General features: G+C 63.7%; 17 protein-coding genes. 8 read left to right on the top strand and 9 right to left on the bottom strand.

Features of this window, described 5'->3' with window-relative positions; translation table 11 throughout:
* The first annotated feature begins 61 nt into the window (after window positions 1-61).
* Entirely contained in the window at window positions 62-2,065 is a 2,004-nt protein-coding gene (gene parE / locus WFP39_RS01325; RefSeq protein WP_336917316.1) for a DNA topoisomerase IV subunit B, read from the top strand.
* A gap of 12 nt (window positions 2,066-2,077) precedes the next feature.
* Here the strand turns inward: parE and WFP39_RS01320 are convergent, their stop codons facing one another.
* The gene (locus tag WFP39_RS01320; protein ID WP_336917315.1) at window positions 2,078-3,475 is read right to left on the bottom strand and encodes a methyl-accepting chemotaxis protein; all 1,398 of its coding nucleotides are present in this window, start codon (window positions 3,473-3,475) and stop codon (window positions 2,078-2,080) included.
* Window positions 3,476-3,539: 64 nt separating this feature from the next.
* Here WFP39_RS01320 and WFP39_RS01315 point away from each other — a divergent pair, with 64 nt between their 5' ends.
* Window positions 3,540-4,844, top strand: coding sequence for a serine hydrolase (locus WFP39_RS01315; protein WP_336917314.1), 1,305 nt, complete (start codon window positions 3,540-3,542; stop codon window positions 4,842-4,844).
* A gap of 8 nt (window positions 4,845-4,852) precedes the next feature.
* On the opposite strand, the gene WFP39_RS01310 is transcribed toward WFP39_RS01315, so the two are convergent.
* The 4 genes from WFP39_RS01310 to WFP39_RS01295 form a co-directional block, all read right to left on the bottom strand.
* Window positions 4,853-5,578, bottom strand: a complete 726-nt coding sequence (locus tag WFP39_RS01310) for a glutathione S-transferase family protein (RefSeq protein WP_336917312.1) — start codon at window positions 5,576-5,578, stop codon at window positions 4,853-4,855.
* A gap of 53 nt (window positions 5,579-5,631) precedes the next feature.
* Window positions 5,632-6,552, bottom strand: coding sequence for a class I SAM-dependent methyltransferase (locus tag WFP39_RS01305; RefSeq protein ID WP_336917310.1), 921 nt, complete (start codon window positions 6,550-6,552; stop codon window positions 5,632-5,634).
* Window positions 6,553-6,632: 80 nt separating this feature from the next.
* Entirely contained in the window at window positions 6,633-7,832 is a 1,200-nt protein-coding gene (locus WFP39_RS01300; RefSeq protein ID WP_336917309.1) for an exo-beta-N-acetylmuramidase NamZ family protein, read from the bottom strand.
* Window positions 7,816-8,370, bottom strand: coding sequence for a DOMON-like domain-containing protein (locus tag WFP39_RS01295; protein ID WP_336917308.1), 555 nt, complete (start codon window positions 8,368-8,370; stop codon window positions 7,816-7,818). Before WFP39_RS01295 ends, WFP39_RS01300 begins: the two co-directional genes overlap by 17 nt.
* A gap of 47 nt (window positions 8,371-8,417) precedes the next feature.
* Between WFP39_RS01295 and tyrS the strand changes: the two genes are divergently transcribed.
* The 5 genes from tyrS (at window position 8,418) to WFP39_RS01270 (ending at window position 13,073) form a co-directional block, all read left to right on the top strand.
* Window positions 8,418-9,650 (top strand): tyrosine--tRNA ligase, encoded by a 1,233-nt coding sequence (gene tyrS, locus WFP39_RS01290; protein ID WP_336917307.1) that lies wholly within the window; start codon window positions 8,418-8,420, stop codon window positions 9,648-9,650.
* A 92-nt stretch (window positions 9,651-9,742) separates the two neighbouring features.
* Window positions 9,743-10,081, top strand: a complete 339-nt coding sequence (locus tag WFP39_RS01285) for a PilZ domain-containing protein (protein WP_336917306.1) — start codon at window positions 9,743-9,745, stop codon at window positions 10,079-10,081.
* A 62-nt stretch (window positions 10,082-10,143) separates the two neighbouring features.
* A complete protein-coding gene (locus WFP39_RS01280; protein ID WP_336917304.1) occupies window positions 10,144-11,454 on the top strand; it encodes an MFS transporter in 1,311 nt (436 codons plus the stop codon).
* Between the two features lie 3 nt (window positions 11,455-11,457).
* A complete protein-coding gene (gene cysK / locus WFP39_RS01275; protein WP_336917303.1) occupies window positions 11,458-12,378 on the top strand; it encodes a cysteine synthase A in 921 nt (306 codons plus the stop codon).
* 2 nt (window positions 12,379-12,380) lie between these two features.
* Window positions 12,381-13,073, top strand: coding sequence for a dienelactone hydrolase family protein (locus WFP39_RS01270; protein ID WP_336917302.1), 693 nt, complete (start codon window positions 12,381-12,383; stop codon window positions 13,071-13,073).
* 4 nt (window positions 13,074-13,077) lie between these two features.
* On the opposite strand, the gene WFP39_RS01265 is transcribed toward WFP39_RS01270, so the two are convergent.
* The 3 genes from WFP39_RS01265 to WFP39_RS01255 form a co-directional block, all read right to left on the bottom strand.
* Window positions 13,078-14,859 (bottom strand): acyl-CoA dehydrogenase C-terminal domain-containing protein, encoded by a 1,782-nt coding sequence (locus WFP39_RS01265; RefSeq protein ID WP_336917301.1) that lies wholly within the window; start codon window positions 14,857-14,859, stop codon window positions 13,078-13,080.
* A 39-nt stretch (window positions 14,860-14,898) separates the two neighbouring features.
* Window positions 14,899-15,276, bottom strand: a complete 378-nt coding sequence (gene hisI, locus WFP39_RS01260; protein WP_336917300.1) for a phosphoribosyl-AMP cyclohydrolase — start codon at window positions 15,274-15,276, stop codon at window positions 14,899-14,901.
* 313 nt (window positions 15,277-15,589) lie between these two features.
* Window positions 15,590-16,261, bottom strand: a complete 672-nt coding sequence (locus tag WFP39_RS01255; protein ID WP_377923205.1) for a ComF family protein — start codon at window positions 16,259-16,261, stop codon at window positions 15,590-15,592.
* 95 nt (window positions 16,262-16,356) lie between these two features.
* On the opposite strand from WFP39_RS01255, the gene WFP39_RS01250 reads away from it, so the two are divergent.
* Window positions 16,357-17,106: a hypothetical protein gene (locus WFP39_RS01250; RefSeq protein WP_336917298.1), complete on the top strand. Its 750-nt coding sequence runs from the start codon at window positions 16,357-16,359 to the stop codon at window positions 17,104-17,106.
* Here WFP39_RS01250 and ppdK read toward each other — a convergent pair.
* Window positions 17,103-19,766: a pyruvate, phosphate dikinase gene (gene ppdK, locus WFP39_RS01245; protein ID WP_336917297.1), complete on the bottom strand. Its 2,664-nt coding sequence runs from the start codon at window positions 19,764-19,766 to the stop codon at window positions 17,103-17,105. The two genes, WFP39_RS01250 and ppdK, sit on opposite strands and share 4 nt — an antisense overlap.
* Window positions 19,767-19,782: the final 16 nt, after the last annotated feature.

The raw sequence follows: 19,782 nt of genomic DNA, 5'->3' as shown, positions 1-19,782 counted from the left end.
CTGGCGATAAATGCAGCAAGTGGCTTGAAGCGGAGAAATCCGCGCGCCTATAGCAGCAAGCATGAGCCAGGACCTGTTCGATGCCTTGCCCGCCGGCGGCGGTGATTACGATTCATCTGCCATCGAAGTATTGGAAGGGCTGGAGCCGGTGCGCCGCCGTCCCGGCATGTATATCGGCGGCACCGATGAACGCGCCTATCACCACCTTGCCGCCGAAGTGCTCGACAACGCGATGGACGAGGCGGTGGCAGGCCATGCGACCCGCATCGAAATGGTGCTGGAGGAAGTGGACGGCCAGCCCCGCCGCCTGACCATCACAGATAACGGCCGCGGAATGCCGGTGGACGAACATCCCAAATTCCCCGGCAAATCCACACTCGAAGTCATCCTGTCTACGCTCCATTCAGGCGGCAAGTTTTCAGGGAAAGCCTATGCCACCAGTGGCGGCCTGCATGGCGTGGGCGTATCGGTGGTGAACGCGCTATCGGTGGAAACGCGGGTCGAGGTCGCACGCGGCAAGGAACTGTATGCGCAAAGCTTCTCACGCGGGGTGCCGCAAGGGCCTTTGCAGCGCCTTGGCGCGGCGCCCAACCGGCGCGGCACGAGCGTGTCTTTCGTGCCCGATGCCGAAATTTTCGGCGACCGCGTGTTCAACGCCAAGCGGCTGTTCAAACTGGCCCGGTCCAAGGCCTATCTGTTTGCCGGCGTCGAAATCCGCTGGCGCTGCTCGCCCTCGCTCGCCAGCGAAGATGTCCCGGCAGAGGCGGTGTTCCAGTTCCCCGGCGGGCTTTCCGATCATTTGCGCGAACAGGTAGGCACGCGCGAATGTGTCACCAGCGATTTCTTCACCGGCAGCCAGGATTTTCCCCTGAACGAGGCGGGAGAGACGCAGGGCCGCGTCGAATGGGCGGTCGCCTGGCCGCTGTGGTCGGATGGATCGACCAGCTGGTATTGCAACACCGTGCCCACCCCCGATGGCGGCACGCACGAGGCGGGCCTGCGCACCGCGCTCACCCGCAGCCTGCGTGCTTTTGGCGAATTGGTGGGGCAGAAAAAGGCCAAGGACATCACGGCGGATGATGTGATGACGGGCGCGGAAGTCATGCTGAGCGTGTTCATCCGCGATCCGCAATTCCAGAGCCAGACGAAGGATCGCCTCACCTCCCCCGAAGCCGCCCGGCTGGTCGAAAACGCGGTGCGCGACCATTTCGATCATTTCCTCGCCGACAATATGGAACGCGGCCGCGCGCTGCTGGGCAGCGTGATGGAGCGGATGGACGAACGCTTGCGTCGCAAGGCGGAACGCGAAATCAAGCGCAAGACCGCCACCAGCGCGAAAAAGCTCCGCCTGCCCGGCAAGCTGACCGATTGCAGCGGCGAAGGTGACGCGGAAACAGAGCTGTTCATCGTCGAAGGCGACAGTGCCGGCGGCAGCGCCAAGCAGGCGCGCGACCGGAAGACGCAGGCGATCCTGCCCATTCGCGGCAAGATCCTGAATGTTGCCTCAGCCAGCGCCGACAAGATCCGCGCCAACAGTGAAATCGCTGATCTCGCTCTCGCGCTCGGCTGCGGGATGCGCAAGGATTGCGACCCGTCGCAGCTCAGATACGACCGCGTCATCATCATGACCGATGCCGATGTCGACGGCGCGCATATCGCCACGCTGTTGATGACATTCTTCTTTCAGGAAATGCCCGAACTGGTGCGGCAGGGGCATCTCTATCTGGCGCAGCCGCCGCTCTACCGCCTGACCGCGGGCAAGGAGAGCGCCTATGCCCGCGACGACGCGCATCGGGCGGAACTGGAGGCAGGCCGGTTCAAGGGCAAGAAGGTCGAGGTCAGCCGGTTCAAGGGCCTTGGCGAGATGAATCCGCAGCAATTGCGCGAAACCACGATGGATCCGGCCACGCGCAGCTTGATCCGCATCACCCTGCCCGCCGAACATGAACAGCGTTACGCGGTGAAGGAACTGGTCGACCAGCTGATGGGCAAGAACCCCGAACACCGGTTCAATTTCATCCAGAACCGCGCCGGAGAAGTGGACCGCGACCTGATCGACGCCTGAATTCCGTCCGGCTCAGACCTGATAGGAAATCTCGTAATCGCCCCAGCGGCGGCCGTTGATGATGATCGGCACATTGACCTGCCGCACCACGATATAGCCATTGCCGTTCCCTTCGTGGCGGTACACCGCCATCGTATAGTCGGCGTTGCTCTGCTTGATGCGCTTGTCCATCTCGCTGATGATCAGGCGCCCGTTGCGGCAAAAGGCGGTGTCATGCGCCAGATCCCCAGTAGGCGTGCGGCTGCGCTCGGTCAGATGCGTGGGCAAATAGCCGTTGCGGTCGTCGCATACGGTGGTGAGTATCGCCGGGTCGGACGCCTTCACCTTGTCGAGCACCGGGCGCCAGTGCTGGTGCGCCCAGTCGCAGAAGCGGTTGCGGAAACGCGGCGGATTGCTGCCGGGGATTTCGATGTAGTTTTCGTCATACAGCGCATCGGCGGTGATCTCGCCCCGCGCCAGCGCGGCAGAGGCAAGATCGGCCACTTCCTTTGCGGCTTTCTTGGCAGCTTCGACCATGTCCAGATCGCGCGGGCACAGGCCGGCATGGACAATGCGGTCGAACATCAGGTTCGACATTTCCTCCAGATCGACGATGCGCGTGCGTGCCTGCGCCAAACGCGCCTCGTTATCGAGCGCAGCCTTGTTGAATCCTTCGATCGTGTCCTGCACGGTCAGCACATGATGCGTCATCATGCTGGAGGCGCGGGCAATCTGGTCGTTCTGGTCATCGACTTCCTCGACCAGACGGACAACGTCACTGATCGTTTCCTCGATGCGGCTGACCGAATTGCGCGCGGTCTGGCTGGCCTGCGAGCCGTTTTCGATCTGGCCGATCACCTGGCTTGCCTCGATCCCCAGCGCATCGACCGTGCGGGTGATTTCGTCGGTTGCCTTGTGCGTCTTGAACGCCAGCTCCTTCACTTCGGATGCAACCACGGCAAATCCGCGCCCGGCTTCACCTGCCCGCGCCGCCTCGATCGTGGCGTTGAGTGCGAGGATGTTGGTCGTCTCGGCAAGGTCGGCAATATCGCGCGAACAGCGCTGTACCTGCTGCATGGCGGCGGCAAAGCCGGTAACATGGAGGGACAATGCCTCCACCAGTTCCACCAGCGAGGTGATCTGCCCCAGCGAGGACTGGATCAGGCTCGCCCCTTCGCCAAGGCTGGCGAGCGCGCGCTGCGACAGCAGGCGCGATTCGTCGCAGGCCTGCGCGACCTGCCGCTGATCGGCTTCCAGCGTGGATATCGTGCCCTGCAAAGCCTGGTGCTCGTCACGCAGGCGGCTGGATGCTTCCATCACCGATTGCACGATCCCGGCCAGATCGGCACATCCGACGATGACTTCGCCGCAGCTATCGGGAATAAGGTCGATAGCTTCGTGGCCCGATAATTCGATCTTGCCCAGTTCCATGTCCCGTTCCCCGGAGTAGGTTATTCTCTCGTGCCAAGGGGGCTAAACAAGTCTGGTTACTTTTATGATAACGCTGCCTGTCTGTTCTTTCCGCCGCCTGTGCGCCATCCTTCTGGCATTGCTGACAATTCCAGCGAGCGGCGCGGTGGTTTCCACCGCTGCGCAGAGCGAGGCGGAATTGCGCCAGCGCGCGGCCGATGTGGTGGCGGTGATCGCGGGCGAGAAACCCTATGCCGAGGTTTTCGCCGACAGTTTCGTGATGGCGGTGCCCGAAGCGCAATTTGCCATGATCGGCCGGCAATTGACCGCGCAGGTTGGCGCACTGGTGGGGCTCGATGCGGTCGAACCGGGCGCGCAGCGCGGCGCGGCCACCGTTTCCATCCGGTTTGAACGCGCGATCGTGCGCGGGCCGATGCAACTGGAAGGCACCGCGCCTTACCGTGTGGCGGGCTTGCTGCTCAACGATCTTGCGCCAGTGAACGATCGCGGCCTTTCAATGGAAGAACAATTGCGCGAATTGCGGGGCGATACCGCGATGCTGTTCGCGCGGCTGGACGGAAGCGAAGTGATCGCCGCGCATAACGCCGACCAGCAATTTGCCGTCGGCTCCACTTTCAAACTTTACGTCCTGTCCGCGCTCTCCCGCTCGATTGCGCGGGGCGAGCGGCGCTGGCATGATGTGGTGGAATTGACCGAGCGCAGCTTTCCCAGCGGGCAGATGCAGGATTGGCCGCGCGGCAGCCCGGTGACGCTGCACACGCTGGCCACGATGATGATTTCGATCAGCGACAACACCGCCACCGATCAGCTTATGGCAGTTCTGGGGCGCGAAGCGGTGGAGGCGGAACTCGTCGAATCGGGCCATTCGGCGCCTGCGGCTACCCTGCCCTATCTCACCACGCGCGAACTGTTCCTGCTGAAGCTGGGGGAGGACGCCGCACTGGCCCGGTATGAAGCAGCCGACGAGGCGGAGCGGCGCGCCATTCTGGCAGGATTGCAAGACAGGCAGCTCGACATGGCCGATATCCAGCGCGTGTTCGCATCGGGCCCGCGTTTCATCGGCGTCGAATGGTTCGCCAGCGCGCAGGATATCGCGCGCATCTATGCTCGCCTTGTCGAAGTTCCCGTTGCGCTGGATATTCTGGGCGTGAACCTCGGCATGGATCGGCAACGCTTTTCCGGCTGGAACTATGCCGGATACAAGGGCGGGTCGGAACCGGGCGTGCTCAATTTCAGCTGGTTGCTGCGCGACGATGCCGGGGCGTGGTGGGTTCTGGCGATGAGCTGGAACAACCCGGCCGCACCGGTTTCGGAAATGGAGTTTCTGGCGCTGGCGCAGGCGGCGCTGGCAGAACGCGAAAGACGCTAGACCTCGGCCTAAAATTCCCGCGGCACATTTGCGAACAGGCGCTGCACTTGTGGGCGCGCGTTGATCTGTTCGATCCAGCGCACCAGATGCGGCGCGTCTTCGCGGTTCACCATGTCTGCAAACCCCTTCTCCATGCCGTTGGCGATGGAGAAATTGCAGATATCGGCCAGCGAATAGACGCCGCCCGCCAGCCATTCATTATCCGCCAGATGATCGTCCAGCTTGCGCACACTGACCGCAATCTTGCGCATTTCTTCGTCGAGCAGGTCCTGCGGGAAGCCTTCGCGCGCGCGGCGCCATTTCACCTGCTGTTCGGGGATAGGCACGCGGGCAACCATTTCCTCGAACTCGGCATCGGAGAGGTTTTCGACCATTTTCGAGACATGGCGGTGCCAGCCAATCGTGGACACGCACCAGCAGAAATATTCGTCCACCCACTTCGTCCAGATGCGCATCTGCGCGACATCATAAGGATCGGCGGGGCGCAGTTTCAGCGCCGTGGGATGCGCGTCCTCCAGATATTCGCAGATCACCGTGCTTTCGGTGATGATGCGCCCCTTATCTTCCAGCGCAGGGACTTGGCCGCGTGGATTGATCGCCTTGTACCAATCCAAATGGTGCTCGAACTTGCGCGGGTTCAGCAGCTTGTGCTCAAACTCCAGCTCCTTTTCGTAAAGGGCCAGCATGGGCTTCAAGGAATTGGCACCGGGGCCGAAGCTGTAGAATCTGAGCATATGCGTCCTCTCCCACACATGGGATAACCCGGCATTGCGCCAAGACAAGAACCTTAATCAGCGCTCCTTCGCGCGGCCAGATACAGCCAATCGCCCTGCCCCAGCCATTTGCCCAGCACCGCCACCGGCGCAAACGCGAGCGCATAGGGCACCATTTTGGGGCTGACTTTCCAGCTGGCAGGGGTGCCGAAGGTGTAATCAAGCCCTATCATCGTCCGGTCGGCGCGTGTCACATCAAGGCCCGCCCTTTGCGTCATCGCGGACAAGGTGCGGGCGGAGAACTGGAACAGGTGCCAGGGCGGCTCCGGGTGCGGCCAGTAGTCAATCGCCTTCGCCACTTTCAGCGACACACGGGGGAACAGCCCGTCGATATCAGGCGTGGATTGCAGCAACAGCCCGCCCGGCTTTAGCAGGCGCCGCACTTCGCGCAGTTCGGCCATCGGATCGGTCAGATGTTCGATCACGTCGAACAGAGTCACCACATCGAAACTGGCATCCGCATATCCGGCATTGCGCCAGTCCCCGGTATGCACCGGCAGGCCGAAATGCGTGCGCGCAAACGCCGATGTTTCGGGCGAAAGTTCGGCACCGTGGGCATCGTATCCCGCCTTTCGCGCTTCATCGAGAAACAGCCCGTTCGCGCAACCGATATCGAGAAGGCGCAGCCCCTTTGCCGCGCCGATACTGCGGGCGAGGATGGCGATATGCTGCCGGGCAATAGCGCGCATCCGGGCAAACGATGCGGATGCGGGGTCGAGCAGGTCGTCGTGATAGGATGCCTTGGCGGTGTAGAGAGCGGTTATGGCCGCGGCATCGGGCGGGTTGGCAATGAAGGCAAGGTCGCAGGATTGACACATGACAAGCCGGTATCCGGCCTTGGTGAACAGGTGCCGCGCCTCGCGCGCGCCGCACAGATTGCACGGCGGAACGGATTGGGTTGCGGCAGCGGGGGTCAGTGTCGCGGTCTGATCCATCCGCGCGTTGTATCATCGCAGCCAGGACAAATGGTTAAGCCGATGCGCCAAGTCTCCGGCCTAGGCCAGTCGGCCTAGGATCAATACAGCAGCAGATCCGCAATTTCCGCCTGCCACGCCTGTTCATCGCCCGCGGCCAGCGCGTCAAGGTCGCGGGGCGTGGCGGCGGCATCGTCCACCCATTCGCGCAAGGACGGGCCGCCATTGATGACATCGATCGCCAAGCGGTCGAACTCGTATTCATACGGGAAGTCGCGCCAGATTGGGTAATCCGGGTAAAGGCGGCGGATCGCCTTGAACGCCAGCGCCTGCAAGCGCCACGGACGAAACGCGGCGTGATCGTAAAAGCGCCCTTCGGCATGGATCATCAGAGCGCTGCATAACTGGCCCGAATGTTTGTGGAAGGTAGGCGTGAACCAGCATTCGCGGATTGCGCAACCTGCCAGCCAGGCAGGTGCAAGCCGGTGCATTTCGGCCAGCACGGCCCGTGCATCGACATCGGGCGCGCCGAATAGCACTTCCAGCGGACGCGTGGTGCCGCGTCCTTCGGACAGCGTGGTGCCTTCCAGCATCACCGTTCCGGCATAGGCGCGCGCCATGTTGATGCTGGCCGCGTTGGGCGATGGGTTGATCCAGATGCGGCTTTCCGGCCAGCCAAAACCGGGCGCGGCATCGGGCTGCCACCCCTGCATCGAAACCACACGGTATTCCACATCCAGCGCGAACTGGCGAATGAACCAGTGGCCCATTTCGCCCATGGTCAAGCCGTGGCGCATCGGCATGGGGCCGGCGCCGACAAAGCTTTCCTGTCCTGGCAGGAGCGTGGTGCCTTCCACCGGGCGGCCCGCCGGGTTGGGGCGGTCGAGCACCCAGACTTCCTTGCCTGCCTTTGCCGCCTCTTCCAGGAGGTAAAGCAGCGTGGTGACGAAGGTGTAGATGCGGCAGCCCAAATCCTGCAAATCGAACAGGAACACATCCGCGCTGTCCATCATCGCGGGCGTGGGGCGACGCACTTCGCCATACAGGCTGAAGACGGGGATATTGTGCAGCGGATCCAGTTCGTCCGCAGTTTCGACCATATTGTCCTGCTTGTCGCCCTTCAACCCGTGCTGCGGGCCAAAAGCGGACGTGACATTCACCCCTGCCCCGATCAGCGCGTCGAGCGAATGGGTGAGGTCTTCGGTGACCGAAGCCGGATGCGCCACCAGCGCCACGCGGCGTGCCACAAGCGCCGCAAGCAAGTCCTGTTCCGCCAGCAGGCGATCAATTCCGAATTTCATCACACTCCGGTGCCGCAAGTGCCGCGGCGAAGCAAGCGGGCTGGTGGAAATCGGGCTGCGCGCTTTCCCCGTGATCCATCGCCCAAAAAGTCTTTGAATCGCCCTCCTCCTCGATCACGCAGGTAAGCGACAGAGCCGCGGGCAGCGGCGGCAGATCAGCCAGCGGAATGGCCACATCCACGATCAGCACGCCTGCCGCCCGGCGCGGAGTGATGACCGGCGCATGGCTGATAGCGCGCTCCGCCATCCCTTCGCGCCAACCCGCAAAATCATAGGCAGCATAGGCCTCGGACGGGCTGAAATTGTACTCGGCATAGGTTTGCCTGCCCTCTGGCCGGACAAACATCTCGAAACAGGTGGTCTGCCACAGCCCGTCACGCCGCACGCGTCCTGCAAAGGGCGGCACGATCACTCGTGCGGCTCCCTCGACCCGCCAGCGCAATTGCAGCCAGGACCCCACCAAGCCCCAGCGCACCTCCACCGCAGTAACGGAAAGCGGCGCATGCGCACGATGGCAGGACAAGTGGTGTGTTTGCATATGGCGTTGCCGCTTGCTAACCGGCGCGGCAACGAAAAGAGAGAAGCATGAGCCAATTCCAGTCCGACCTGCTCAACCTGCTCGACCAGCGGGGATATATCCACCAAGTAACCGATGCCGGGGCGCTCGACGCACTGGCCGCTGCCCAGGTGGTGCCGGGCTATATCGGCTTCGATGCCACCGCGCCATCCCTTCATGTCGGCAGCCTGGTGCAGATCATGATGCTGCGCCGCCTGCAGCAGACCGGGCACAAGCCGGTGGTGCTGATGGGCGGCGGCACCACGCGCATCGGCGATCCCACCGGGCGCGACGAAAGCCGCAAGATGTTGAGCGACGAGGCGATCGAGGCCAATATCGCGGGCATCCGCAAGGTGTTCGAGAAGCTGCTGGTGTTCGGCGACGGCCCCACCGATGCGGTGATGGTCAACAACCATGACTGGCTGGGCAAGCTCGGCTATATCGAGCTGCTGCAGAAGGTGGGCACGCATTTCACCGTCAACCGGATGCTCACCTTCGATTCGGTGAAGCTGCGGCTGGATCGCGAACAGCCGATGACCTTCCTCGAATTCAACTACATGATCCTGCAGGGCTACGATTTCCGCCATCTGGCGCACGAGATGGGCGTGCGGCTGCAGATGGGCGGGTCGGACCAGTGGGGCAACATCATCAACGGCGTGGAACTGACGCGCCGGATGGACGGGGTGGAGGTATTCGGCCTCACCACTCCGCTGCTGACCACGGCGGACGGGGCGAAGATGGGCAAGACCGCGGCGGGCGCGGTGTGGCTGAACGAGGAGCAATTGCCGGCTTACGATTTCTGGCAATATTGGCGCAATGTCGACGACCGGGATGTGGGCCGCTTCCTGAAGCTGTTCACCGATCTGCCGCTGGACGAGATCGCCCGTCTTGAAGCCCTTCAGGGCAGCGAGATCAACGCCGCCAAGGTGGTGCTTGCCAATGAAGTCACCCGGCTGGTGCGCGGCCGCGATGCGGCGGCGAAGGCGGAAGCAACCGCCGCGCAGACCTTTGGCGAAGGCGGTCTGGGCGGTGACCTGCCGGTTCTGGAGGTGTCGGGCGAAGGCGTGCGCATCGGCAATGCGCTCACCGCGCTGGGTTTCACCGCATCCAATGGCGAGGCCAAGCGCAAGATCGCCGAAGGCGCGGTCAAGCTGGATGACGAGCCGGTGCACGATCCCGCGCAACTGGTGGAACTGTCCGCCGGGCAAGAACGCAAACTCAGCCTCGGGCGCAAGAAGCACGCCGTGCTGCGCGGGGTTTGACCAAACGCAGTTCCGGCGCCTTTACCCTTTATCCAGCTTTTTGCGGCAATGCGTTTTGCGGGTCGGCAATAAACGCAAGGGAGCGCAAAACTATGGGATACGGAGCTCAGCTTTCCGTCACCGATTTGCGGCGTTCATCGCGGCATCCGGTGGATTACCCGGTGATCGCGGAACACCGCGTGGCCGGCGACATGAAGCTGCATGTCTGCAATATCTCCGCGCACGGCTTCATGGTGGACAATGCGCCCGCACTGGCGCGCGGCGACCGACTGATCGTGCGCCTGCCGGTGGTGGGCCGGATCGAGGCCTATTGCATCTGGACGACGGAAGACCGGGCAGGTTTTCAGTTCGAACGCATCATCCGCGTGGATGTGTTCATGGCGATGATCCGCGAGCTTCAGCCCAACCCCAAACTGCGCAGGCGCGGCTGAACTTTCCACCACCAAACGCCTAACTTCTTGGCAAAGACCGGGCGTGCTGCCATGGCGCGGGCGTGACTGACACGCCCGCCCCATCCGCTCATCCGGCTTCCTCCCCCTTCCGCAACCCCAATTTCCGCGCCTTCTGGGTCGCGCGGCTGACGATGACGCTGGCGCAATATGCCATGCTGCTCATCATCGGCTGGCAGACCTATAATCTGGCGCGCGATGGGGGCATGAGTGTAGGCGGCGCGGCGGGCCAGTTGGCGTTCATCGGCCTGTTGCAATTCGCCCCGCTGTTCGTGCTGACGCCGTTTTCCGGCCTCGCCGCTGACCGGTTCGACAGGCGTAATCTGGCGCGGCTGACAATCCTGCTGCAACTCGCCTGCGCGGGCGTGCTCGCCTGGTTGACATGGAGCGCGGCGGTCTCGATCCCGGCATTGTTCGGCGTGGCGATAGCGCTCGGCGTCGCGCGCGCCTTTACCGGCGCATCGCTGGGCGCCTTGGCCCCCAATCTGGTGCCGGCAGGGCAATTGCCGCAAGCGATCGCCTTGTCATCCATTGCCTGGCAGGCGGGCATGATCGTGGGGCCGGCGGTGGGCGGCTATTTCTACGAAATGGCACCGCACCTGCCCTATACGGTGGCGGCGGTACTGTTCGCGCTCGCGTTCTCCGCGCTGGGACTGATCGGGCCGATTCCGCGCCGCGCGCTGACCGGCTCGCAAAACCCTATCGGCCAGATACGCGAGGGGCTGGCCTATGTCTGGCACAACAAGATGGTGCTGGGCTCGATCTCGCTCGATCTGTTTGCCGTATTCCTGGCTGGTTCCACCGCGCTCTTCCCGGTCTATGCGCGCGACATCCTGCAAGTGGGCGCAACCGGCCTGTCGCAACTGGCCATGGCCCCGGCCATTGGCGCGGCGCTGACGGCCATTTTCTTCTCCTTCCGTCCGCTCAAGCACAATGTCGGCCCGCGCATGCTGTATGCGGTGGGGGTATTTGGGTTTGCGACGATTATCTTCGGCCTATCCACCTCGATGCCGCTGAGTCTTGCCATGCTGTTCATCATCGGCTGCGCGGATATGTTCTCGGTCTATATCCGCCAGTCTCTCATCCAGCTGCATACGCCCGATGACAAGCGCGGGCGCGTGTCGGCGGTGTCGCAGATGACGATTTCGGCCTCGAACGAGTTTGGCGATTTCTTTTCCGGCACGCTCGCCTGGCTGATTGGCCCGGTTGCCGCAGTGGTGCTGGGGGGTGCTGGCGCAGTGATTACCGTCGCCGCATGGGCCAAGCTGTTTCCGATCCTCAGAACCACACGAACCTTCGATCCGCCCGAACATGTGGTAGACAACAGTTTGAAAAGCGATTCCAAGGGAGCCTGAGAGATGAAGTTTGGCAGCGTCCTCGACACTATCGGCCATACGCCGCATATCCGGCTGGCCCGCCTGTTCCCCGATCACGAAGTCTGGGTAAAGAGCGAACGCACCAATCCCGGCGGATCGATCAAGGATCGCATCGCGCTTGCCATGGTGGAAGATGCCGAGGCGAGCGGCGCGCTCAAGCCCGGCGGCACGATTGTCGAGCCGACCAGCGGCAATACCGGCATTGGCCTCGCCATGGTGGCGGCGGTCAAGGGCTACAAGCTCATCCTCGTCATGCCCGAAAGCATGAGCGTGGAGCGCCGCCGCCTGATGCTCGCCTATGGCGCGAGTTTTGATCTGACACCGCGAGAAAAGGGCATGAAGGGTGCGCTGGAACGCGCGGCGGAACTTGTGGAACAGACGCCCGGCGCATGGATGCCGCAGCAGTTTGAAAACCCGGCCAATGTGGCCGTGCATGCGCGCACCACCGCGCAGGAGATCCTGGCGGACTTTGCCGATGCGCCGCCAGCGCTCCTCATCACCGGCGTCGGCACGGGCGGGCATCTGACCGCTTGCGCCGAAGTGTTGAAAGAGCACTGGCCCGACATGAAAGCCTATGCGGTGGAGCCGGAACTGTCGCCGGTCATTTCGGGTGGTCAGCCCGGCCCGCACCCGATTCAGGGCATTGGCGCAGGGTTCATCCCCGGCAACCTCCACACCCGCGCGATTGACGGGGCCATTCAGGTAAATGCCGATGCGGCCAAGGAGATGGCCCGCCGCTGTGCGCGCGAAGAAGGGCTGCTGGTCGGCATTTCGAGCGGGGCAACACTGGCCGCGATTGCCACAAAGCTGGAAGGCGCGCCCGCCGGAACGCGCGTGCTCGGCTTCAATTACGATACGGGCGAGCGGTATCTTTCGGTGCCCGATTTCCTGCCGACCGAATAGCGATGGAACAGGTTGCCTATACCGATGGCGCCACCGCACTGACCGGACTGCTGTTCCGGCCGCAGGGGGGCGCGCGCGCGGCAGTGGTCGTGTTCCCGACGATCATGAACCCCACGCCTTCGGTTATCGCCAAGGCGCAGGATCTGGCGGCACATGGCTATCTGGCGCTGGTGGCCGATTTCTATGGCCAGACGCCTGAGGACTTTGACCATTCGCGCCAGCTCGCCGCCGGGATTCGCGCCACTCCTGCTGCCTACCGCCAGCGCCTGCGCGCCAGCCTGAAAGCACTCGCCACCCTGCCCGAAGCCGCAGGCCTGCCCATTGGCGCAATCGGATTTTGCATGGGCGGGCAGGCTGCGCTTGAACTGGCGCGCGAAGGTGCGCCGATGTTTGCCGCGGTGAGTTTCCACGGACTGCTCGGCACCGACCTGCCCGCCGAACCGGGTGCGGTGCGCGCGCGCATTCTGGTGTGCCACGGCGATGCCGACCCCATGGTGCCGCGCAGCCAGGTGATCGCCTTTTGGGAGGAGATGGACGCAGCCGGAGCCAACTGGCACTTCCATTCCTACGCCGGGGTGAAGCACGGCTTCACCAATCCCGGCCCCACAACCAACCCTGCCACCGCCTACGACGCCAGCGCCGACCGGCAGAGCTGGGCGGCGATGTATGCGCTGTTTGACGAGGTTTTGGCCTAGAGCCTCACCCCCGCAGGAACTGCTCCGGCGTCAAAGCCATCATCGCGCCCGCCCCTGCCTTCACCCGGTGGCGCAGCGCGGTGCACAGCGGCAATTGCTGTTCCGCATAGAAGCGGGCGGTCGCCAACTTTGCTTCGAGGAAGGCCGCATCGCCCTCGCCCGCATCCAGCATCGCCTTTGCGGTGGAGGCAAGCTGCAGCCACGCCCAGCCCACGGCCAGCGTTCCGATAAGCTGCAAATAGGCGTATGCGCCGCCCGCCATATCGACCGGATTGGCCCCGGCATGCTCCAGCAGCGCCTTCACCGCCGCTTCGCCGTGATGCACCGCCTTGCCCAGCGGATCGGCGATAAAGGCAAGCGACGGATCGGCCGCCTCACACTCGCCAGCGATCATATGCAGGAAGCCCAAAGCCACCTGCCCGCCATCCTTAGCGGTCTTGCGCGCCGCCAGATCGAGCGCCTGCACGCCGTTTGCGCCTTCATAGATCATCGCGATGCGCGCATCGCGCACGATCTGCTCCATACCCCATTCGGTAACATAGCCGTGCCCGCCCAGCACCTGCTGCATGTTCACCGCAACCTCAAAGCCGCGGTCGCTGCCGAACGCCTTGATGACCGGGGTAAGGAAGGAGACCAACGCATCGGCGCGCTTGCGTTCTTGCGGATCGCTTGCGCCATGCGAGACGTCAATCTGCACCGCGCTCCACAGCACCAGCGCGCGGAAACCTTCGGCAAAGGCACGCGCATCCATCAGCATCCGCCGTATATCGGGATGCACGATCAGCGAATCGGCGGCGGAGTTGGGATCGGGCCGCTGGCCCAGGGCGCGGCCCTGCTTGCGGTCGAGCGCATAGGCGGCGGCGCGCTGGTAAGCGTGTTCAGCATGCGCCAGCCCCTGCACACCCACGGCGAGGCGCGCGGCGTTCATCATGATGAACATGGCGGCGAGGCCCTGATGCGGCTGTCCCAGCAGCCAGCCTTTCGCGCCATCGAAATTGAGCACGCAGGTGGCGCTGCCATGCAGGCCCATCTTGTGTTCGATCGAGCCGACAGACACGCCGTTGCGGCTGCCATCGGGCAGGATCTTGGGCACCAGAAACAGCGATATGCCGCGCGTTCCCGCAGGCGCATCGGGCAGGCGTGCCAGCACCAGATGCACGATATTCTCGGTCAGGTCGTGGTCACCGCCGGAAATGAAAATCTTCTCGCCCGACAGTGCGAACGAACCATCGTCCTGCGGCACGGCTGCGGTCTTCATCAGCCCCAGATCGGTGCCTGCATGGCCTTCGGTCAGCGCCATGGTGGCGAGCCATTCGCCGCTGACCATCTTGGGTAAATACGCCGCCTTCAGCTCGTCCGATCCGGCGGCCTCCACCGTCGCCACCGCGCCTGCCATGATGCCGGGATACATAGTGAAGCCCGCGCAGGAGGAATTGAGATATTCCTCGATCACGGTGAACAGTGCGTGCGGCATCCCCTGCCCGCCCCATTCCTCCGGCTGAGCCAAAGTACCCCACCCCGATTCGGTCCAGGCACGGTAAGCGGCAGCGAACCCTTCGGGCGTGGTCACGCGGCCATCGGCATGGCGGGTGCAGCCCTGCTGGTCGGACATGGTGTTGAGCGGGGCGACGATATCGCGGCAGAAGCGCCCTGCCTCGTGCACCACGGCGTCGATGATATCCTCGTCCACCATGGAATAATTGGCCGGATCCTGCCGGTCCTGCACGCGCAGGACATGCTTGAGGATGAAGGCCACATCCTGGGCCGGCGGATTATACGCAGTCATGATCAGGCTCTCTCCCAGGCGCAATCAATCGGTTGTGAATTAATCCAGGCGCGAAAGGCCGTCCGGACCAAGCTCGCGGTAAAAGCATGTCGGCGCGCCCGTGTGACAGGCAGGCCCGGCGGGCAGCACCTTCAGCACCAGCGCGTCCTGATCGCAATCGACCAGGATCTGCTGCACGAAAAGGAAATGCCCGCTCGTCTCCCCCTTTAGCCACAACTTGCCCCGGCTGCGCGACCAGAAATGCGCCCGGCCCGTGCGGCGTGTCGCGTCGAGCGCCTCGGCATTCATGTAGGCAAACATCAGCACCTCGCCCGATTCGGCGTGTTGGACGATGGCCGCAACCATTCCATTCGCGTCATATTTTGGCAGGAATAGCGATCCGGCTTCGCGCGCCAAGGAATCATTCGTGTCTGTCATGCCCGCCCTTTAGCGCTTTGTTGCAGGATAAACACAGGGATTTGGCAAAATGTATCACATCCCGCATCACCTGTTTGAGTCTTGCCACTTCAATGGAATGAAGAGCTCAGCGGCTGGACGGGCCGCCTTTCGTTTCAGTGGTCGCACTTCGGTGCGGGGCCAAGGATCGGGAGGAATTGGCACTGCCAAAGGCAGGCCGTTCATGAGGGATTGGAGCCCGCTGCTGACTGGGGGGTTTGAAGCGCGGCTCCAGCGATATCGTCACGCGAACGCCCGGTGCTGAGACGCTCCGGGCGTTTTGCGTTTTGCCGCACTAAATGGCCTCGTCCATCACCTGCGCGAAGCAGGCGATATGCACCTGCGCCGCGCCTGCCTGACGCAAGGCATTGCAGCAGGATGTCGTGGTCGCCCCGCTGGTCATCACATCGTCAACCAAGAGGATATTCGCGCCGCGCAGACGCTCAAGGTGTCGCGGATTTGCACGAATTGCGCCGTCCAATACGCGGGCGCGTGCCGCCTTCCCCAGACCGCCAAGGCTGGGCGTGGCACGGTGCCGATGGAGCGCATCGACCACCAAGGTCTTGCCCCGCGCCCGCGCAATTTCCTGTGCCAGCAGGGCAGACTGGTTATAGCCGCGCGTCCACAGGCGGCGGCGGTGTAGCGGGACAGGAACAACCAGCCACTTCCCTTCCAGCACAGGCAGACGCGCGAGCATCAGGCGCGACAACAGCCCTGCCAACGCAAAGCGCCCGCCATGCTTGAACGCCAGCACGAGTTGGCGCGAGGTGTCGTTATATACCGTTGCGGCGCTGATCTGCGTATTCCCTTCGCCTTCGCCTGAGACCGGGAATACCAGTCCCGACCAGCAGGATTGGCACAGCCCGCCGTGCTCGCCCACCGCCTCCCCGCATATCGGACAGCGCGGCGGATAAAGCAGGTCCACTACCGGGGCGAGCGATTGGCGAAGGAGTTTGCGCGTCTGCATAAGGCCAGCCACGCTGCCGCCCGCCGCGGCATCTGGCAAGCGCGGACCGTGCGGCCGTGTTGCGCGGCCACCGCAGAAGGGGCAAAGCGGCGCGCATGACGATGCAATCGGTGCCGCAAATTTTCAGCCGCAAACGCCGCGCCGCGCGCCGCGCGCGCCACCTTGCCTTGCGCGCCGCCGATCCGCAGGCGCAATTCCTGCGCGCGCACATGGCGGCGGAAATCGTCGACCGGTTGGATTTCATGCAGCTCACCCCGGCGCTGGCGCTGGTGCTGGATGACGCGCCCGATCCGCTGGCCGACTTGTTGGCACAAAGGGGCAGCGCCATCGCCGATATGCCACTGCCCGATGAGGAACTGCCCTATCCGCGCGGCGGGTTCGACCTCATTGCCAGCCTGGCCCAACTCGACACGGTGAACGACCTGCCCGGCGCGCTGATCCACGCGCGTGCCGCTCTGGCGCCCGGCGGCCTGTTCATTGCCTGCCTGTGCGGCGCGGGAAGTCTGCCTTCGCTTCGGCAGATCCTCATGGTGGCGGACGGCGAAAGGCCCGCCGCGCGCATCCACCCGCAGATCGACAATCTGGCCGCCAGCGGGCTGATGGGCCGCGCAGGCTTCAGCCGGCAGGTGGTTGATTCGCACAGCCTGACCGTCAGCTATCGCAGCCTTGAGCGGATGCTGGCCGACCTGCGCGCGCAGGGCCTCACCAATGTGCTGGCAGATAGCCCCCCACCGCTGACCCGCGAAGCCATGGCGCGCGCCCGCGCCGCCTTTGCCGAAATGGCAGACAGCGAAGGCCGCGTGACCGAGACCTTCGAGATACTCACCCTGACAGGCTGGCGTTAGCCCAGCGCTGCCTGCGCCGCAGCAAGCCGGGCAATCGGCACCCGATACGGACTGGCCGAGACATAATCGAGCCCTACTTCCTCGCAAAAGCGGATACTGGCCGGGTCGCCGCCATGTTCCCCGCAAATGCCCAGCTTTATGTCGCTGCGCGTGCCCCGGCCCCGTTCGGCGGCAAGGCGCACCAACTGCCCCACACCTTCCACATCGAGGCTGACAAAGGGATCGCGCGGGTAAATGCCCTGCTCCACATAGGGCGCCAGGAACCGGCCCGCATCATCGCGCGAAACGCCCAGCGTCGTCTGCGTCAGGTCGTTGGTGCCGAAGGAGAAGAAACGCGCTTCCTCGGCAATCTCGCCCGCCATAAGCGCGGCGCGCGGCAGTTCGATCATCGTGCCGACGAGGTAATCGAGCGTGCGGCCCTGTTCGGCAAAAACCTCCGCCGCCACCCGGTCCACCAACGCACGCAGGATTTCCAGTTCGCGCTTGGTCGCCACCAGCGGGATCATGACTTCGGGCACCACCGGATCGCCGCCCTTGGCGCTGACCGCACAGGCCGCCTCGAATATGGCGCGCGCCTGCATTTCGTAGATTTCGGGAAAGGTGATGCCCAGGCGGCACCCGCGATGGCCAAGCATCGGGTTGAACTCGTGCAGTTCCTCCGCCCGGCGCTTCAGATGTTCGACACTTACGCCCACATCGGCGGCAAGATCGGCAAATTCCTCGTCCCGCTGCGGGAGGAATTCGTGCAACGGTGGGTCGAGCAGGCGGATCGTGCAAGGCAGTCCCGCCATCGCGGTGAAAATCTGCACGAAATCGGCGCGCTGTTCGGGCAGCAACTTGGCCAGAGCGCGGCGACGCCCCGCCTCGTCATCGGCAAGGATCATCTCGCGCACCGCCATGATCCGGCCTGCGTCAAAGAACATGTGTTCTGTGCGGCACAGGCCGATGCCTTCCGCGCCAAAGGCCAGCGCCATCCGGCAATCTTCGGGCGTTTCGGCATTGGTGCGCACTTTCATGCGGCGATGCTTGTCTGCCCATTGCATCAGCGTGCCGAAATCGCCCGCCAGTTCCGGCTCGATCATTGGGACAAGGCCCGCCATCACCTGGCCGGTGGAGCCGTCAAGCGTGATGAAATCGCCTTCCTTCAGCGCCCGCTCGCCAATTTTCAGGCTGCGCGCGCCCATGTCGATCGAAACCGCAGCCGCGCCCGATACGCAAGGCCGGCCCATGCCGCGCGCCACCACGGCCGCGTGGCTGGTCATCCCGCCGCGCGCGGTCAGGATGCCTTGCGCGGCGTGCATCCCGTGAATGTCTTCGGGCGAGGTTTCCACGCGAACAAGGATCACCTTGTCGCCATTATTCGCCCATTTCTCCGCCAGATCGCTGTCGAGCGCGATCTTGCCGCTGGCCGCACCGGGGCTGGCGGGCAGAGCGGTGGCCAGCACATCGCGCGGCGCATCGGGATCGAGCATGGGGTGGAGCAACTGGTCGAGCGCCATCGGATCGACGCGCTTGATCGCGGTCACTTCGTCGATCAGCCCCTCGCCCACCATGTCCACTGCCATGCGCAGCGCCGCCTTGGCAGTGCGCTTTCCGCTGCGGGTTTGCAGCATCCACAGCTTGCCCCGCTCCACGGTAAACTCGATGTCCTGCATGTCTTTATAATGGCGTTCGAGCAGGTCGAATACGGCCACCAGTTCGGCATAAGCTTCGGGCATGGCTTCTTCCATGCTGGGCAATTCGGCCTTTGCCGCCACGCGCGCATCGCGGGTGAGGTATTGCGGGGTGCGGATGCCCGCCACCACATCCTCGCCCTGCGCATTGACCAGCCATTCGCCGTAATAGGCGCGCTCCCCCGTGGCGGGATCGCGGGTGAAGGCGACGCCGGTGGCGCTGGTGTCGCCCATATTGCCGAACACCATGGCCTGCACATTGACCGCCGTGCCCCAATCGCCCGGAATGTCGTTCAACCGGCGGTAGACCTTGGCCCGGTCGCTGTCCCAGCTGTCGAATACCGCGCGGATCGCGCCCCACAACTGTTCGGTCACATCCTGTGGGAAAGGATGCCCCAGTTCGCCCTCGGCCAGACGCTTGTATTCGGCGACCAGTTCCTGCCAATCCTCGGCCAGCATTTCGGTATCGGACAGGTATCCGCGATCTTCCTTGGCAATTTCCAGCGCTTCCTCGAACATTCCGTGGTCGATGCCGAGCACCACATCCGAATACATCTGGATGAAGCGGCGGTAGGAATCCCATGCAAAGCGGTCGTCCCCGCTGGTAGCGGCAAGCCCCTGCACCGTGGCATCGTTGAGGCCAAGATTGAGCACGGTATCCATCATGCCGGGCATGGACACCCGCGCCCCCGAACGCACCGAAACGAGCAGCGGATCGGCCGCATCCCCGAATGTCTTGCCGACGGCGCGCTCGATATGCGTCAGCGCTGCGGCAACCTCGGTCTTCAAGGCATCGGAAAAGTCGGCGCCATCCTGCAAATAACGCACACATTCTTCGGTGGTGATGGTAAAGCCTGGCGGCACCGGCAGGCCAATGCCCGCCATTTCGGCAAGGTTCGCGCCCTTGCCGCCCACAATGGTCTTGTCCTTTGCGCGCGGGTCGTCATGCACCGCGCCGCCACCGAATGTGTAAACCGACTTCGCCATTACGCTCTCATGTTCC

It is taken from the genome of Alteraurantiacibacter lauratis (assembly GCF_037154155.1).
GTDB classification, from domain to species: domain Bacteria; phylum Pseudomonadota; class Alphaproteobacteria; order Sphingomonadales; family Sphingomonadaceae; genus Alteraurantiacibacter; species Alteraurantiacibacter lauratis.
This window is presented reverse-complemented; position numbering and strand designations above follow the sequence as displayed.

Bases quoted from the DNA above. Each gene is read 5' to 3' on its own strand.
- parE (WP_336917316.1), top strand. From the start codon at position 62: ATGAGCCAGGACCTGTTCGATGCCTTGCCCGCCGGCGGCGGTGATTAC.
- WFP39_RS01320 (WP_336917315.1), bottom strand. From the start codon at position 3,475: ATGGAACTGGGCAAGATCGAATTATCGGGCCACGAAGCTATCGACCTT.
- WFP39_RS01315 (WP_336917314.1), top strand. From the start codon at position 3,540: ATGATAACGCTGCCTGTCTGTTCTTTCCGCCGCCTGTGCGCCATCCTT.
- WFP39_RS01310 (WP_336917312.1), bottom strand. From the start codon at position 5,578: ATGCTCAGATTCTACAGCTTCGGCCCCGGTGCCAATTCCTTGAAGCCC.
- WFP39_RS01305 (WP_336917310.1), bottom strand. From the start codon at position 6,552: ATGGATCAGACCGCGACACTGACCCCCGCTGCCGCAACCCAATCCGTT.
- WFP39_RS01300 (WP_336917309.1), bottom strand. From the start codon at position 7,832: ATGAAATTCGGAATTGATCGCCTGCTGGCGGAACAGGACTTGCTTGCG.
- WFP39_RS01295 (WP_336917308.1), bottom strand. From the start codon at position 8,370: ATGCAAACACACCACTTGTCCTGCCATCGTGCGCATGCGCCGCTTTCC.
- tyrS (WP_336917307.1), top strand. From the start codon at position 8,418: ATGAGCCAATTCCAGTCCGACCTGCTCAACCTGCTCGACCAGCGGGGA.
- WFP39_RS01285 (WP_336917306.1), top strand. From the start codon at position 9,743: ATGGGATACGGAGCTCAGCTTTCCGTCACCGATTTGCGGCGTTCATCG.
- cysK (WP_336917303.1), top strand. From the start codon at position 11,458: ATGAAGTTTGGCAGCGTCCTCGACACTATCGGCCATACGCCGCATATC.
- WFP39_RS01270 (WP_336917302.1), top strand. From the start codon at position 12,381: ATGGAACAGGTTGCCTATACCGATGGCGCCACCGCACTGACCGGACTG.
- WFP39_RS01265 (WP_336917301.1), bottom strand. From the start codon at position 14,859: ATGACTGCGTATAATCCGCCGGCCCAGGATGTGGCCTTCATCCTCAAG.
- hisI (WP_336917300.1), bottom strand. From the start codon at position 15,276: ATGACAGACACGAATGATTCCTTGGCGCGCGAAGCCGGATCGCTATTC.
- WFP39_RS01255 (WP_377923205.1), bottom strand. From the start codon at position 16,261: ATGCAGACGCGCAAACTCCTTCGCCAATCGCTCGCCCCGGTAGTGGAC.
- WFP39_RS01250 (WP_336917298.1), top strand. From the start codon at position 16,357: ATGACGATGCAATCGGTGCCGCAAATTTTCAGCCGCAAACGCCGCGCC.
- ppdK (WP_336917297.1), bottom strand. From the start codon at position 19,766: ATGGCGAAGTCGGTTTACACATTCGGTGGCGGCGCGGTGCATGACGAC.